Origin of the sequence: Streptomyces sp. SudanB25_2051, from assembly GCF_964272635.1 — a bacterium.
Taxonomy (GTDB): Bacteria; Actinomycetota; Actinomycetes; order Streptomycetales; family Streptomycetaceae; genus Streptomyces.
The window spans coordinates 669,535-684,294 of sequence record NZ_OZ186787.1; the positions used below are offsets into that span (position 1 = coordinate 669,535).

Below are 14,760 nucleotides of genomic sequence, written 5' to 3' on the forward strand. Positions count from 1 at the left end.
CCAGGGGGTGTGCCGTGCGTCAGGATCAGCGCCATGGACCTGTTGAACACGCTGGTGGACAAGGGGCTGCGGCGTGAGCTGCCGACCCGTGAAGAGGCGCTCGCCGTACTGGCGACTTCGGACGACGAGCTGCTGGACGTGGTGGCGGCGGCGGGCAAGGTGCGGCGCCACTGGTTCGGGCGGCGCGTGAAGCTCAACTACCTGGTGAACCTGAAGTCCGGGCTGTGCCCCGAGGACTGCTCGTACTGCTCGCAGCGGCTCGGCTCGAAGGCGGACATCCTCAAGTACACGTGGCTGAAGCCGGAGGAGGCGTCGAAGGCGGCCGCCGCGGGGATCGCGGGCGGCGCGAAGCGCGTGTGCCTGGTCGCCAGCGGCCGGGGTCCGACGGACCGGGACGTGGACCGGGTCTCGAAGACCATCGAGGCGATCAAGGAGGACAACGAGGGCGTCGAGGTGTGCGCGTGCCTCGGGCTGCTCTCCGACGGCCAGGCGGAGCGGCTGCGGTCGGCGGGCGCCGACGCGTACAACCACAACCTGAACACGTCCGAGTCGACGTACGGGGAGATCACGACCACCCACACCTACGCGGACCGGGTCGACACCGTGCGCAAGGCGCACGAGGCGGGTCTGTCGGCGTGCTCGGGTCTGATCGCGGGCATGGGCGAGAGCGACGAGGACCTGGTCGACGTGGTGTTCGCGCTGCGTGAGCTGGACCCGGACTCGGTGCCGGTGAACTTCCTCATCCCGTTCGAGGGGACGCCGCTCGCCAAGGAGTGGAACCTCACGCCGCAGCGGGCGCTGCGCATCCTGGCGATGGTGCGGTTCGTCTGCCCGGACGTGGAGGTCCGGCTGGCGGGCGGGCGCGAGGTGCATCTGCGGACGCTGCAGCCGCTGGCGCTGCACCTGGCCAACTCCATCTTCCTGGGCGACTACCTGACCAGTGAGGGCCAGGCGGGCAAGGCGGACCTGGAGATGATCGCCGACGCCGGGTTCGAGGTGGAGGGCGCCGGTACGACGACGCTGCCCGAGCACCGCGCGGACGCGGCGGCGGGCGGTTGCGGCACGGGCGGCGGTTGCGGCTCGGAGGGCGGCTCGGGCGGGGTGTGCGGCTCGTCGGCCGGTGCCGGTGAGACCGCGACGGCCGCCGCGGTGGCCCCCGAGGCCGCTTCCGGTGCCGCCGAGGGCGAGGGCGCCGCCGTCCCGGGTGCGCGGCCCGATCTGGTCGCGGTGCGCCGCCGGGGTGCCGGTACGGACCTCGCGCCCAATGCCTGAGCCGCGGTACACGCCCGGCGAGCTGATCGCGCTCGACCGGGAGCACGTGTGGCATCCGTACGGTCCGATGCCCGGCCGGGTCGACCCGCTCGTGGTGGAGTCGGCGGCCGGGGTGCGGCTGCGGCTGGCCGAACCGGCCGGGGGCCGCACGGAGCTGGTGGACGCCATGTCGTCCTGGTGGTCGGCCGTGCACGGCTACAACCACCCGGTGCTCAACGAGGCCGTGCGCGGCCAGGTGGAGCGGATGAGCCATGTGATGTTCGGCGGGCTCACCCACGAGCCGGCCGTGCGACTGGCGGCGCGCCTGGTGGAGATCACGCCGGAGCCGCTGCGGCATGTGTTCCTCAGCGACTCGGGCTCCGTCTCGGTCGAGGTGGCCGTGAAGATGTGCCTGCAGTACTGGCGCTCCACCGGCCGCCCGGCCAAGCGCCGGCTGCTGACGTGGCGGGGCGGCTACCACGGGGACACCTGGCAGCCCATGTCGGTGTGCGACCCCGAAGGCGGCATGCACGACCTGTGGACCGGTGTGCTGCCCCGGCAGGTCTTCGCCCCGGCGCCCCCTGAGGCGTACGAGGAGCGGTACGCGCGGGAGCTGCGGGAGCTGATCGCCCGGCACTCCGACGAGGTGGCGGCCGTGATCGTGGAGCCGGTCGTGCAGGGCGCGGGCGGTATGCGTTTCCACTCCCCCGAGTACCTGCGGGTGCTGCGGGAGGCGTGCGACGCGCATGACGTGCTGCTGGTGTTCGACGAGATCGCGACGGGCTTCGGGCGGACCGGTGAGCTGTTCGCGGCGGACCACGCGCGGGTGGCACCCGATGTGATGTGCCTCGGCAAGGCGCTGACCGGCGGTTATCTGTCGATGGCGGCCACGCTGTGCACCTCGCGGGTGGCCGAGGGCATTTCGCGCGGCGAGGTGCCGGTGCTGGCGCACGGTCCGACGTTCATGGGCAATCCGCTGGCCTCCGCCGTGGCCTGCGCCTCGATCGATCTGCTGCTGTCGCAGGACTGGGCGCGGGAGGTCAAGCGGATCGAGGCCGGGCTGCGCGAGGGCCTGGAACCGGCGCGCGGGCTGCCGGGCGTCAAGGACGTGCGGGTGCTCGGCGCGATCGGCGTGGTCCAGCTGGACCATGCGGTCGATGTCGCGGCGGCCACGGCGGCGGCGGTCGGCGAGGGCGTGTGGCTGCGGCCGTTCCGGGACCTGGTGTACGTGATGCCGCCGTATGTGACGGGTGACGAGGACGTGGCGCGGATCTGCCGTGCGGTGTGCGCGGCTGCGAGGGAGGGCTGACATGCCGGTCGTGGTGGTGAGCGGTACCGGTACGGAGATCGGCAAGACGGTCGTCACGGCGGCCGTCGCCGCGGCCGCCCGCGCGGGCGGGCGTTCGGTGGCCGTGCTGAAGCCCGCGCAGACGGGTGTCGGGCCGGGTGAGCGGGGCGACGCTGACGAGGTCGTACGGCTCGCGGGGCCGGGGGTGACCGGGCGCGAACTGGCCCGGTTCCCCGAGCCCCTGGCGCCGGAGACGGCCGCCCGGCGGGCCGGGATGGCCCCGGTGCGGCCCGACGCGGTGGCGGAGGCGGCGGGGAAACTGGCCGCCGAGTACGACCTGGTGCTGGTCGAGGGCGCGGGCGGGCTGCTGGTCCGGTACGACGCGGACGGCGGCACCCTGGCCGATGCCGCGCGGATGCTGGACGCCCCGGTGCTGGTGGTCGCCGCGGCGGGGCTGGGCACGCTGAACCTGGCGGCTCTGACCGGTGAGGCGCTGCGCGCGCGTGGCCTGGCGCAGCTGGGCATGGTCGTGGGCAGCTGGCCGAAGGCGCCGGGGCTGGCCGAGCGGTGCAACCTGGCCGATCTGCCCGCCTCGGCGGGTGCCCCGCTGCTGGGCGCGGTGCCGGCCGGTGCCGGCGCTCTCGCGCCCGGGGTGTTCCGGTCGGAGGCGCCCGGGTGGCTGGCCCCGGAGCTGGGCGGGACATGGGACGCGGAGGCGTTCGCCCGGGCGGCGGGCGCGTGACCTTCCCGCCCGGTCCGGCCTGTTGAGGGCCGGTTTCACGGGAGACATGCGCGGCGGGCGCCTCGGTCCTGGGGGCCGGGGCGTCCGGCGCATACGCTGGCGGGTATGCGAGTGACTGTCAGCGAGGCCGTGTTCGACTGCGCGGACCCCGCCGCCCTGGTGCGGTTCTGGGCCGCGATGCTGGGCGGCGAGCCCGTGGACCGGGACCAGGGCTGGTCGTACGTCGAGCCTCCGGGGTTCGTGCGGGTGGCGTTCCAGCGGGTGCCGGAGGGCAAGTCGGCGAAGAACCGGCTGCACCTGGACCTGCACGCCGACGACGTGGCGGGCGCGGCCGACGCGGCGGTGGCCCTCGGAGCCGTACGCGTGGGTGGTGTGGTGCGCGACGAGCAGGGGGACTTCCAGGTGATGCGCGACCCGGAGGGCAACGAGTTCTGCTTCGTGGCCGGCTGACGGGCTCTCGGCGGCGCGGTGCGGGGCATCATCCCCGTGTGCGCCCGACCCTGCTGGATGCTGTCGGAGGAGGTCCGCGATGACGAAGCAGAGGACGAAGGCCGGCCCGGACGCCGTGCGCCATCCGCTGTTCGCCCGGTTCTACGCGCGCGTGAGCGTGCTGGCCGACGCGAAGGGCGGGGTCGGGGAGCTGCGGCGGGAGCTGCTGGACGGGCTGTCCGGGCGGATCGTCGAGGTGGGTGCGGGCAACGGGCTGAACTTCGCGTACTACCCGGCCGCGGTGTCCGAGGTCGTCGCGATCGAGCCGGAGCGGCTGCTGCGGCGGCTCGCCGTGGAGGAGGGGCTGCGCGCCGGGGTTCCGGTGGACGTGGTGCCGGGGACGGCGGAGGCGCTGCCGGTGAAGAGCGAGGCGTTCGACGGTGCCGTCGCGTCGCTGGTGCTGTGCAGCGTACGGGACGTGCGGCGGTCGCTGGCGGAGCTGCGGCGGGTGCTGAAGCCGGGCGGTGAGCTGCGGTTCCTTGAGCACGGCCGGGCGCAGGGGCGGGTGTTGGCGGCGGTGCAGCGGGGGGTGGACGCGACCGTGTGGCCCCGGCTGTTCGGCGGCTGCCACACGGCGCGCGACCCGCTCGCCGAGATGGAGGCGGCCGGGTTCGAGATCGTCACCTACCGGCGGCTGATGATTCCGGAGCGGGGTGTTCCGCTGCCGTCGTCGCCCGCCGTCGTGGGCGTCGCGCGGCGACCCGCGTCCGGCACCGCCTGAGACCGCCGCGGCCCGCCCGCCCGCAGCCGCGCAGCCCGGCCGGGGAGATCCGGGCGCGCCCGCCGTTGGTGATGAGGGCGTTGACGGGGGTCATCGGGTCGGCGGCCATCGCCTTGGCGAACAGGACGCCGAGCGCGAGCGGCAGCAGGGCCCCGGCGAGCGCCGTGCCGAGGGTGGTGATCTGCCGCGTTTCGATGCGGCGGCGGGTCGGTGCGCTGGTCATGGGGCCAGGAAACCGGGGCGGTGGGGGGCGGGGTATCCGCCGGGGTACTCAAGGGGCCGACCCGTGCGTACTCATGCGGGTCTCCCCCGGCGGCCCCGGTCCCGCAGGGACGGAGGCCCCGCGGCCGTGGGGCCGCTCCGTGCCGGGTGGCTGCCGCTCGGGGCTCCGGTGCGTGCCGGTTCAGAGGGTCCAGCGTTCGAGTTCGTCGGCGATGTCCCGGACGTCCACCGCGCCGGTCTTCACCAGGCGCGCCAGCTCCCTGACGCGCTCCGGGGACGTGGTGACGCGCAGGCCGGACGCGACGAGGTACCCGTACGCGACGGCCGACGCGAACAGGGCGTTGGAGTGCTCCAGCGCGGGGACGTGCAGCAGCAGTTGGAGCAGGGCGGCCGCGCGGGTGTGCGGGTCGTCGTAGACGGCGATGCCGAATATCTCGGCGTCGTGCCGGCTGACCGCGGCGACGAGCGCGCCCCAGTCGACGACCTGCGGGTCGTTGGGGGCCTTCTGCTCGGCGACCATGAGGAGCCAGGCGAGGTCGATGGAGAGGTTCATGCGCGCGCGGACGCCCTCACCGACCACCCTCCGGGCGGGGCCGGGGCCCGAGCACCGGGTCCCCGCGGAACTCGTCGGCGAAGACCGACTCGTACTGCTTCATGAAGTCGGCCGCCGCGTCCACGAACGTGCGGCCCGCCTCGCCGACGTCGCGCTGGACGAGCTCCTCGATGTACCGGTTCACGCTGACGCCCCGCTGCCGCGCTCTGCGCCGGGCCGCCTCGGCGGTCGTCTCGTCCACCCGTACGTTCAGCTGAGTCTTCGCCACCCCACCACGCTAGCGCGAAGTCGCTAGCACCGGCAAGGGGTCGGGCGGACGCGGCCGAAACCGTTCGACGCCGACCGGCGCGCGGTGATGGGATGCGGGGATGGACGATCTTCGGATACGCGCCGCCGGGTCCGCCGACGTGGACGCCGTTCTGGCGTTCTGGAAGCTGGCGGCCGAGGGCACGAGCATCAGCGACGACCGCGACGGCGTGGAACGGCTCGTCGCCCGCGACCCCGGCGCGCTGCTGCTGGCCGAGAGCGGGGACGGGGAGCTGGCGGGCACGGTGATCGCCGGGTTCGACGGATGGCGCTGCCACCTGTACCGGCTGGCCGTGCACCCGCTGCGGCGCCGTCGCGGCGTGGGTACGGCGCTGCTCGCGGCGGCGGAGGAGCGGTTCACGCGGCTGGGCGGGCGGCGCGCCGACGCCATGGTGCTGGACCGCAACACGTCCGCGCACCCCGCCTGGCGGGCCGCCGGATACGCCCCGGAGCCCCAGTGGAGCCGCTGGGTCAAGCCGCTCACCGACTGAGGCTGATCGGACCTGGCGGTGCTTTGCTGCTCCTTTACGATGGGTGTACGAATCCGACCGTTCGCGAAAGGTGTGTGAGCGTCCGCCCATGGGCGAGCCTCCCAGTAGTACGACCCGCCATCGACATCGCGCGATCATCCCGCCTCTGACCGATCATGGGACGGAGGTGAACCGATGACGGAAGTGCTGCTGCTCCTCGTGGCGCTGCTGCTCGCCCTGGCGTGCGGCGCGTTCGTGGCGGCCGAATTCTCCCTGACCACCATCGAGCGCAGCGCGCTCGAACGGGCGGTCGAGCGCGGTGAGCGCGGCGCCACCGGCGCCCTGAAGGCCGTGCGGTCGCTGACGTTCCAGCTGTCCGGCGCCCAGCTCGGCATCACCGTGACCAACCTGATCGTCGGCATGCTCGCCGAGCCCTCCGTGGCGAAGCTCATCAGCGGTCCCATGCGCGGCCTCGGCATGTCGCCGTCCGTCGCCTCGTCGGTCGCCCTGGTGATCGGCACGGCCCTGTCGACGGTGGTCCTGATGGTCGTCGGCGAGCTGGTGCCCAAGAACTGGGCCATCTCGTCGCCGCTCGCCGTGGCGAAGGTCGTGGCGACCCCGCAGCGCGTCTTCAGCGCCGCGTTCAAGCCGCTGATCAGCCACCTCAACAACACGGCCAACCACATGGTGCGCCGGCTGGGCATGGAGCCGGCCGACGAGCTGGCGTCCGCGCGCAGCCCGCAGGAGCTGGTGGCGCTGGCGCGGCACTCCGCGAAGGAGGGCGCGCTGGAGCCGGACACGGCCGAGCTGTTCGTCCGCACGCTCAACCTGGCGGAGCTGACCGCCGAGAACGTGATGACGCCGCGCGTCCAGGTCACCGCCCTGGAGGCGCAGGCCACCGCGGAGGACGTGGCCAACGCGACGCGGGCGACCGGCCTGTCCCGCTTCCCCGTCTACCGGGGCAGCCTGGACACGGTCATCGGCACCGCGCACATCAAGGACGTGCTGGCCGTCCCGGCCGAGCGGCGCCTGCGGACCCCGGTGGTCGAGCTGCTGCGCGAGCCGGTGCTCGTGCCGGAGAGCCTCACCGTGGACCGGCTGCTGGACCGGATGTACGGCAAGGCCACGATGGCCGTCGTCATCGACGAGTACGGCGGCACGGCCGGCGTCGTGACGATGGAGGACATCGTCGAGGAGGTCGTCGGCGAGGTGCGCGACGAGCACGACCCGCACGAGACGCCCGACCTGGCTCGGGCCGGCGAGGACGCCGACGGACGCGGCCTGTGGTCCGCCGACGGCGCCGCCCGCACCGACCAGCTGCGGACGATCGGGCTGCACGTGCCGGACGGCCCGTACGAGACGCTCGCCGGGCTGGTCGCGACGGAGCTGGGCCGCATCCCGGAGGCCGGCGACACCGTCGAGGTGGCCGGCTGGCGGCTCGACGTGGTGGACGCCTCGGGACGCCGGGCGGCGCGCCTGATGCTGCACGCGCCCGCCGCGGGCGCCGACGCGGACGAGACCGGGGAGTCCGGGGGCGCCGGTGCCTCCGGTTCTGCCGGGCCTTCGGGGACCCGCGCTTCGGGGGCCTCCCGGATGTCGGGGTCCTCCGGGGCTTCAGGTGCTTCCCGGCCCTCGGGGCCTTCCCGGTTTTCCGGGTCCTCAGGGACGTCCGGTTCTTCGGGTCCTTCGGGTTCTTCTGGTGAGGGGGCCGGCCGATGATCGCCGTCCAGTTGCTGATCGGCTTTCTGACGCTGGTCCTGAACGCCTTCTTCGTCGGCGCCGAGTTCGCCCTGATCTCCGTGCGCCGCAGCCAGATCGAGCCCGAGGCCGAGGCCGGCAACCGCAGGGCCCGCAGTGTGCTGTGGGGCCTGGAGCACGTGTCCGCGCTCCTCGCCGCCGCCCAGCTCGGCATCACGCTGGCGACCCTGGTCCTCGGCATCGTCGCGGAACCCGCCATCGCCCATCTGCTGGAGCCGCTGTTCGAGGCGGTCGGCGTGCCGCACGGACTGGTCCATCCGATCTCGTTCGTGATCGCCCTGGCGGTGGCCACGTACCTGCACATGCTGCTGGGCGAGATGGTGCCGAAGAACATCGCGCTGGCGGAGCCCGTCCGTACGGCGCTGCTGCTGGGCCCGCCGCTGGTGGCCGTCGCGCGGGCGCTGCGGCCGGTGATCTTCACGATCAACGCGTTCGCCAACACGCTGCTGAAGCTGCTGCGCGTGGAGGCGAAGGACGAGGTCGCCGCGACCTTCTCGGACGACGAGCTGGCCCGGATGGTCACCGACGCCGGGGACGCGGGTCTGCTCGACGACCGCGCCGCCGAGCGGCTGCACGACGCGCTGGAACTGGGCCGCCGCCCGGTGCGCGATGTGGTCATGCCGCTGGAGCGGGTCGTGTACGTGCAGGTCGGCACCACGCCGGACGAGGTGGAGCGGCTCGCCGCGCGGTCCGGCTTCTCGCGCTTCCCGGTGGTCGACGCGTCCCGGCGCATCCTGGGCTATCTGCACGTGAAGGACGCGCTGGACGTCATACCGCGCGACCAGCCGTTCCCCGTGTCGGCGATGCGTCCGATCGCCCGGGTGCGGGCCGCGACACCGCTGGACGACGTGCTCACGGCGATGCGCCGCAGCCGTACGCATCTGGCGGCCGTCCTGGACGAGGACGGCCGGCTGGCCGGGCTGGTCACGATGGAGGACGTGCTGCGCGAACTGGTGGGCGGCCCGGCCGCCTGACCGGCGGGGCCGCGGCGGTGTGGTGGCCCGGCCCGCGCCGCGGCACGGCCGGCGGGGCCGCGGCGGCGCGGCCGTCGACCGCCGCCGCGGTGCCTGATCGCGGTGGCCCGTGGTGCGGGTCGCGGCCCGGCACGGCGCGGCCGGCTCAGAAGCGGGTGGCGGCCAGCCAGGCGTCGAGGAGGGCGCGGTCGCCGGTGACGGTGAACCGGCCGTCCTCGGCGCCGTACCGGCCGTACAGCAGGAGCAGCAGCTCGCCGCATCCGGCCTCGACCGTGACGGCGGCCGGGCCGGTGCCGGACGTGCTCCAGCCGAAGCCGCCGCCGCCGAGGGTCAGGGTCCACACCGCTCCCGTGTCGGCGGCGCGCAGCCGCAGCGCCGCCCCGTCGCGGCCCAGCTGGGCTATCGGCTCGGCCACCCAGGCGTAGTACGGCAGGTTCTCCAGGAACTCCTCGATGCCGTCGGCGGCCGTGCCCTGGTCGACGCCCGGCCGCCCGCCCAGGGCCAGTTCGGCGTCGGCCAGGTGGACGGCCGTCTCGTAGCACAGGCGCCGCGCGTAGAAGCGGACGTGGGCATCGGCGCCGTACGACCACATCGGCGCCTCCGGCGGCGCGTCGCGCAGCGTCCGCAGCACCGCGTCGGCCGAGCGCGCCAGCCACTCCGGATACGTGGCGGGGTCACCGGGCAGGTCGAGCGGCACGGCGTCGGGCTCCACGCGCGCGGTGGCGCGGGTGGAGACGAGGTGGTCCATCCAGCGGCACACCTCGCCCAGGTGCCGCACCAGGTCGGTCAGCGTCCAGCCGGGGCAGGTGGGGACGGGCGTCGCCGGGTCGGCGTCCCGCACGGCCGCCACGAGCCGGGCCGTGTGGTCCTCCACGGCGTCGCAGTACCCGCTGTGCGCGTCCTCGTCCAGGCCGAGGTTGTCGGGGAGCTCGCGCAGCGCGTCCCGCCAGGGGCCCTCCGGCTCGCGGCGGGCGGTGTCGCGGAACAGGTCGGCGAGGCGGCGCCGGTCGGCCGCGGTGAGCCGGTCGAGGACGTGCGACGTGTGCTCCATCCACCGGACGGCCTCGTCCGGGTCGACGACCTCGTCGTCGCTGGTGTCGAGGGCGGTCAGCAGATGGGCCAGCGCGTCGGCGAGCGTCTGTTCCAGTGCCCCGGTCATGGGCTCTCCCGTCTCTTCCCCCGGTCGTGGTCCCCGGGCGCCTTCCGGGGCCCGGGCTCCGGCGATCTTAATCGAACAGCAGGTCGCATCCCGACCGCGCGGTACGATCACTGCGCCATGGAGATGAATGCCACGTACACGAGTCTGGTCGCGGTGGGCGACAGCTTCACCGAGGGGATGTCGGACCTGCTGCCCGACGGCTCGTACCGGGGCTGGGCCGATCTGCTGGCGGGCCGGCTCGCCGCCCTGACGCCCGGCTTCCGCTACGCCAATCTGGCGGTGCGCGGCAAGCTCATCGGCCAGATCGTCGACGAGCAGGTGGACCGGGCCGCCGCCATGGGCGCCGATGTGGTCACGCTGGTCGGCGGGCTCAACGACACCCTGCGGCCCAAGTGCGACATGGGACGGGTCCGCGCCCGGCTGGACGAGGCCGTCGAGCGGCTGGCCCCGTCGTGCAAGCGGCTCGTGCTGATGCGCAGCCCCGGCCGCCGCGGACCGGTGATGGAGCGCTTCCGGCCGCGCATGGAGGAGCTGTTCGCCCACATCGACGGCCTGGCCGCGCGGCATGACGCGCTCGTGGTGGACCTGTACGGTGCGCCGGTGCTGGGCGATCCGCGCCTGTGGGACGTGGACCGGCTGCATCTGACGGCCGAGGGACACCGGCGGGTGGCCGAGGCCGTGTGGCAGGCGCTGGGCCTGGAGGCGCGCGAGGACTGGCGGGCGCCCCTGCCGCCGGAGGTGCGGACTCCGTGGGTGGAGCGGCGGCTGAGCGATATGCGGTTCGCCCGCCAGCATCTGGGCCCGTGGATCGGGCGGCGCCTGACGGGCCGCTCGTCCGGCGACGGCCGCCCGCCGAAGCGCCCCGACCTGCTGCCGTTCGACGGCCCGGTGCCGTAGCCGGTGCCGTAGCCTCCCGTACGCCGGACGGGCGCGGGCGCGGCGGGAAGCGGCCTGCGTCTCGTAGCAACGCACAATCCGGGGCGGCGCGCTGGCCTGCACGAATCGCCAGTAGAATCCGTACACGTGACTGCAAAGCCTCGCATCCCCAATGTCCTCGCCGGCCGCTACGCCTCCGCCGAACTCGCCGTCCTCTGGTCCCCCGAGCAGAAGGTAAAGCTGGAGCGCCGCCTGTGGCTCGCCGTGCTGCGCGCCCAGAAGGACCTCGGGATCGAGGTGCCGGACGCCGCCCTCGCCGACTACGAGCGCGTCGTCGACCAGGTCGACCTGGCGTCGATCGCCGAGCGTGAGAAGGTCACGCGGCACGACGTGAAGGCCCGGATCGAGGAGTTCAACGACCTCGCCGGCCACGAGCAGGTCCACAAGGGCATGACGTCCCGCGACCTGACGGAGAACGTCGAGCAGCTGCAGATCCGCCTCTCCCTGGAGCTGATGCGGGACCGCACCGTCGCCGTGCTGGCGCGGCTCGGGAAGCTGTCCGCCGAGTACGGCGAGCTCGTCATGGCCGGCCGGTCGCACAATGTGGCCGCGCAGGCCACGACGCTCGGCAAGCGCTTCGCGACCGCCGCGGACGAGCTGCTCGTCGCCTACGCCCGTCTCGAGGAGCTGCTGGGCCGCTACCCGCTGCGCGGCATCAAGGGCCCCGTCGGCACCGCGCAGGACATGCTGGACCTGCTGGGCGGCGACGCGTCGAAGCTGGCCGAGCTGGAGCAGCGGATCGCCTCGCACCTCGGCTTCGCGCACGCCTTCACGTCCGTCGGCCAGGTCTACCCGCGGTCCCTGGACTACGAGGTCGTGACGACGCTGGTGCAGCTGGCGAGCGCCCCGTCGTCGCTGGCGAAGACGATCCGCCTGATGGCGGGCCACGAGCTGGTCACCGAGGGCTTCAAGCCGGGCCAGGTCGGCTCGTCCGCGATGCCGCACAAGATGAACACCCGCTCCTGCGAGCGCGTCAACGGGCTGATGGTCATCCTGCGCGGCTACGCGTCGATGGCCGGGGAGCTGGCGGGCGACCAGTGGAACGAGGGCGACGTGTCCTGCTCGGTGGTGCGCCGGGTCGCGCTGCCCGACGCGTTCTTCGCGTTCGACGGGCTGCTGGAGACCTTCCTGACGGTGCTGGACGAGTTCGGCGCCTTCCCGGCGGTCGTGGCGCGGGAGCTCGACCGGTACCTGCCGTTCCTGGCGACGACCAAGGTGCTCATGGCGTCCGTGCGCGCCGGGGTGGGCCGCGAGGTCGCCCACGAGGCCATCAAGGAGAACGCCGTGGCGTCCGCGCTGGCCATGCGGGAGCAGGGTGTGGAGCGCAACGAGCTGCTGGACAAGCTCGCCGCCGACGAGCGCATCCCGCTGGACCGTGCCGGACTGGACGAGCTGATGGCCGACAAGCTGTCCTTCACGGGCGCCGCGGCCGACCAGGTGGGCCACGTGGTCGCCCGGATCGAGGAGATCGCCAAGCGGCACCCGGAGGCCGCCGCCTACACCCCGGGCGCCATCCTCTGACGTGGCCTCACGCCGCTTCACCGCCGAGGAGCTCCAGGCCGCCCGCGACCGCGTCGTCCCCGACGTGGTCGCGGACGGCCTGTCCGTGCTCTTCTGCGGCATCAACCCGGGCCTCATGTCGGCCGCCACGGGCCACCACTTCGCCCGGCCGGGCAACCGCTTCTGGCCCGTGCTGCACCTCTCCGGCTTCACCCCGCGCCAACTGGCGCCCTCCGAGCAGGAGGAGCTGCTGTCGTACGGGCTGGGCATCACCAATGTGGTCGCGCGGGCGACGGCGCGGGCCGACGAGCTGAGCGACGAGGAGTTCCGCGAGGGCGGCCGGCTGCTCACGGCGAAGGTGGAGCGGCTGCGGCCCCGCCGGCTCGCGGTCGTCGGCGTCACCGCGTACCGGGTGGCCTTCGGCGACCGGAAGGCGGTGATCGGGCCGCAGGAGCGGACGATCGGTGACACGCGGGTCTGGGTGCTGCCCAACCCGAGCGGTCTCAACGCCCACTGGACCCTGCGGACGATGGCCGAGGAGTACGCCCGCCTGAGGGCCGCCGCTACGGAGGATCCGTCTCCGTGACGACGGCGAGCAGCTGGAAGGGCAGCTCCCGGTCCCACTGGGAGACGCCCAGCGCTATCCACCGGCCGTCGGTCCTCCACAGGTGCACATGCGGCACGTGGTTGCTGAGGACGCCCCACGGCTCCGGCATCTCCTCGCCGTCCATCCCGCGCTCGAAGACCGACCAGAGGCTGAAGACCTGCGGCTCGCCCCACCGCCCGGCCAGCAGGACGGCCAGCGCGTCGAGCTCCGCCTCGAACTGCTCCTGGACCTCCTCGGCGCGGCCGCGGTCCTCCCAGAAGTCCTCGCTCGTAGCGAGCTCGGCTATGTGGTAGCCCGGTCCGCTCTCGCCCACGTCGGACCGGCCGCGCTGCCGGGGGAAGGGGCGGCTGCGCAGCAGGTCGATGATCGTCAGGTGGTGACGGCCCGTGGTCATGGCTCCAGTAAAGCCCGCCCCACTGACAATTGGCGTCGCGTCAGGTCGGCCTGTGGACAACGGGGTCGCGCGGGGGCGCCGGGCGGGTGGGCGGCGTCTTGCGGGTACGGGATCGCCGTACCGTATCGGGCCGCCGGGGCCGGGCCGTGCGGCCCTCCCTCGCCGCGGCGCCCCGGCATTGAGTACGATCCGGCAGACACGCGGCTCGAGCTGGGAGGACACAGGTGGGGCGGCTGACCGGCGGAGATCCCTCGCTGCTGCGGCGGATCAACTCCGCGGTGGTACTCCATGCGCTGCGCGGCGGCGACGCCCGCACCCTGACCGACCTCACCCGGCTCACCGGCCTCTCCCGTCCCACCGTCGAGGGCGTCACCGAGGGGCTCATCGAGGCGGGCCTGGTGGTCGAGGCCGGTCCGGAGGAGCGCGAGGTGCGGCGCCAGGGACGGCCGGCGCGGAGGTTCCGGTTCCGGGCCGAGGCCGGGCACCTGCTGGGCATCGAGATCGGCCCGCACCGGGTCGCTGCGCTGCTGTCGGGGCTCGACGGGCGCATCATCGGCGCGGGGACGCGCGAGGTGTCCGTGGAGGCCTCGGCCGACGAGCGGCTGGAGCGGGTCCGCGCGGCCGTCGCCGACGTGCTGCGCCGCACCGGTGTGGCGCGCGGCGCGCTGCGGGCGGTCGGTGTGGGTACGCCGGGCATCGTGGAGGCGGACGGGACGGTGCGGCTGTGCACGGCGCTGCCGGGGTGGACCGGTCTGGCGCTGGGCGAGCGGCTGCGGCGGTCGTTCCGCTGTCCGGTGCTGGTGGAGAACGACGCCAACGCGGCGGCTGTGGCCGAGCACTGGAAGGGCGCCGCGATCGACACGGACGACATCGTGTTCGTCCTGGCGGGGCTCAGTCCGGGCGCCGGCTCCCTGATCGGGGGGCGGCTGCACCGGGGTTTCGGCGGGGCGGCCGGGGAGATCGGGGCGCTGCACCTGCTGGGGCGCGGCGACAAGCCGGAGACGCTGCTGTCGACGACGGACGAGCCGCTGCACCCGCTGGACGAGCAGGCGGTCGCCGAGGTGTTCGCCGCCGCGCGGCGCGGGGACGAGCGGGCGATGGCGGCGGTGGACCGGTTCACACAGCGGCTGGTGCACGATGTGGGGGCGCTGGTGCTGGCGCTGGATCCGGAGGTCGTGGTCGTCGGCGGGTGGGCGGCCGGTCTGGACGGCGTCCTGCCGCCGCTGCGGGAGGAGCTGGCCCGCTTCTGCCTGCGGCCGCCGCGTGTGGAGCTCTCGCTGCTGGGTGAGGCGGCCGTGGCGACGGGGGCGCTGCGGCTGGCCCTGGACCATGTGGAGGAGCAGCTGTTCGCCGTGGAGGGCACGGTCACCGCGCGGCGCTGAGCAGCGCC

General features: G+C 74.1%; 16 protein-coding genes. 12 read left to right on the forward strand and 4 right to left on the reverse strand.

Translation table 11 applies throughout. From position 1 onward, the window contains the following. Positions 1–33: 33 nt before the first annotated feature. The 5 genes from bioB (at position 34) to ACSUPT_RS02945 (ending at position 4,491) form a co-directional block, all read left to right on the forward strand. Positions 34–1,272: a biotin synthase BioB gene (gene bioB, locus ACSUPT_RS02925; RefSeq protein ID WP_436943407.1), complete on the forward strand. Its 1,239-nt coding sequence runs from the start codon at positions 34–36 to the stop codon at positions 1,270–1,272. Further along, positions 1,265–2,560, forward strand: coding sequence for an adenosylmethionine--8-amino-7-oxononanoate transaminase (locus ACSUPT_RS02930; protein WP_436943408.1), 1,296 nt, complete (start codon positions 1,265–1,267; stop codon positions 2,558–2,560). The genes bioB and ACSUPT_RS02930 overlap by 8 nt, the downstream gene beginning before the upstream one ends. Position 2,561: 1 nt before the next feature. Further along, on the forward strand, positions 2,562–3,281 hold the full coding sequence (gene bioD, locus ACSUPT_RS02935) for a dethiobiotin synthase (RefSeq protein WP_436943409.1): 720 nt from the start codon (positions 2,562–2,564) through the stop codon (positions 3,279–3,281). A gap of 105 nt (positions 3,282–3,386) precedes the next feature. Continuing rightward, complete coding sequence (locus ACSUPT_RS02940; RefSeq protein ID WP_365728229.1) at positions 3,387–3,731, forward strand: VOC family protein; 345 nt, start codon at positions 3,387–3,389, stop codon at positions 3,729–3,731. Between the two features lie 79 nt (positions 3,732–3,810). Then, a complete protein-coding gene (locus ACSUPT_RS02945) occupies positions 3,811–4,491 on the forward strand; it encodes a class I SAM-dependent methyltransferase (RefSeq protein WP_365728230.1) in 681 nt (226 codons plus the stop codon). Between the two features lie 403 nt (positions 4,492–4,894). On the opposite strand, the gene ACSUPT_RS02950 is transcribed toward ACSUPT_RS02945, so the two are convergent. Further along, positions 4,895–5,266, reverse strand: a complete 372-nt coding sequence (locus ACSUPT_RS02950) for a fic family toxin-antitoxin system, toxin component (RefSeq protein ID WP_361661847.1) — start codon at positions 5,264–5,266, stop codon at positions 4,895–4,897. Between the two features lie 16 nt (positions 5,267–5,282). Further along, complete coding sequence (locus ACSUPT_RS02955; RefSeq protein ID WP_351963787.1) at positions 5,283–5,534, reverse strand: antitoxin; 252 nt, start codon at positions 5,532–5,534, stop codon at positions 5,283–5,285. 100 nt (positions 5,535–5,634) lie between these two features. Between ACSUPT_RS02955 and ACSUPT_RS02960 the strand changes: the two genes are divergently transcribed. The 3 genes from ACSUPT_RS02960 to ACSUPT_RS02970 all read left to right on the forward strand — a co-directional run bounded on the left by ACSUPT_RS02960 (position 5,635) and on the right by ACSUPT_RS02970 (position 8,774). Then, complete coding sequence (locus tag ACSUPT_RS02960) at positions 5,635–6,063, forward strand: GNAT family N-acetyltransferase (RefSeq protein ID WP_436943410.1); 429 nt, start codon at positions 5,635–5,637, stop codon at positions 6,061–6,063. A 174-nt stretch (positions 6,064–6,237) separates the two neighbouring features. Further along, positions 6,238–7,761, forward strand: a complete 1,524-nt coding sequence (locus tag ACSUPT_RS02965) for a hemolysin family protein (RefSeq protein ID WP_436943411.1) — start codon at positions 6,238–6,240, stop codon at positions 7,759–7,761. Further along, entirely contained in the window at positions 7,758–8,774 is a 1,017-nt protein-coding gene (locus tag ACSUPT_RS02970; protein WP_351963790.1) for a hemolysin family protein, read from the forward strand. Before ACSUPT_RS02965 ends, ACSUPT_RS02970 begins: the two co-directional genes overlap by 4 nt. Before the next feature lie 145 nt (positions 8,775–8,919). Here the strand turns inward: ACSUPT_RS02970 and ACSUPT_RS02975 are convergent, their stop codons facing one another. Then, entirely contained in the window at positions 8,920–9,933 is a 1,014-nt protein-coding gene (locus ACSUPT_RS02975; protein WP_436943412.1) for a maleylpyruvate isomerase family mycothiol-dependent enzyme, read from the reverse strand. A 117-nt stretch (positions 9,934–10,050) separates the two neighbouring features. On the opposite strand from ACSUPT_RS02975, the gene ACSUPT_RS02980 reads away from it, so the two are divergent. From ACSUPT_RS02980 to mug, 3 genes are all read left to right on the forward strand, one after another. Next, positions 10,051–10,830: an SGNH/GDSL hydrolase family protein gene (locus tag ACSUPT_RS02980; protein ID WP_436943413.1), complete on the forward strand. Its 780-nt coding sequence runs from the start codon at positions 10,051–10,053 to the stop codon at positions 10,828–10,830. Positions 10,831–10,956: 126 nt separating this feature from the next. After that, positions 10,957–12,390 (forward strand): adenylosuccinate lyase, encoded by a 1,434-nt coding sequence (gene purB, locus ACSUPT_RS02985; RefSeq protein WP_351963793.1) that lies wholly within the window; start codon positions 10,957–10,959, stop codon positions 12,388–12,390. Position 12,391: 1 nt separating this feature from the next. After that, on the forward strand, positions 12,392–12,955 hold the full coding sequence (gene mug, locus ACSUPT_RS02990) for a G/U mismatch-specific DNA glycosylase (protein WP_351963794.1): 564 nt from the start codon (positions 12,392–12,394) through the stop codon (positions 12,953–12,955). Here mug and ACSUPT_RS02995 read toward each other — a convergent pair. After that, complete coding sequence (locus tag ACSUPT_RS02995) at positions 12,933–13,370, reverse strand: hypothetical protein (RefSeq protein ID WP_436943414.1); 438 nt, start codon at positions 13,368–13,370, stop codon at positions 12,933–12,935. The two genes, mug and ACSUPT_RS02995, sit on opposite strands and share 23 nt — an antisense overlap. A gap of 224 nt (positions 13,371–13,594) precedes the next feature. Here ACSUPT_RS02995 and ACSUPT_RS03000 point away from each other — a divergent pair, with 224 nt between their 5' ends. Next, positions 13,595–14,752, forward strand: a complete 1,158-nt coding sequence (locus tag ACSUPT_RS03000; RefSeq protein ID WP_351963796.1) for an ROK family transcriptional regulator — start codon at positions 13,595–13,597, stop codon at positions 14,750–14,752. The last annotated feature ends 8 nt before the right edge of the window (positions 14,753–14,760 follow it).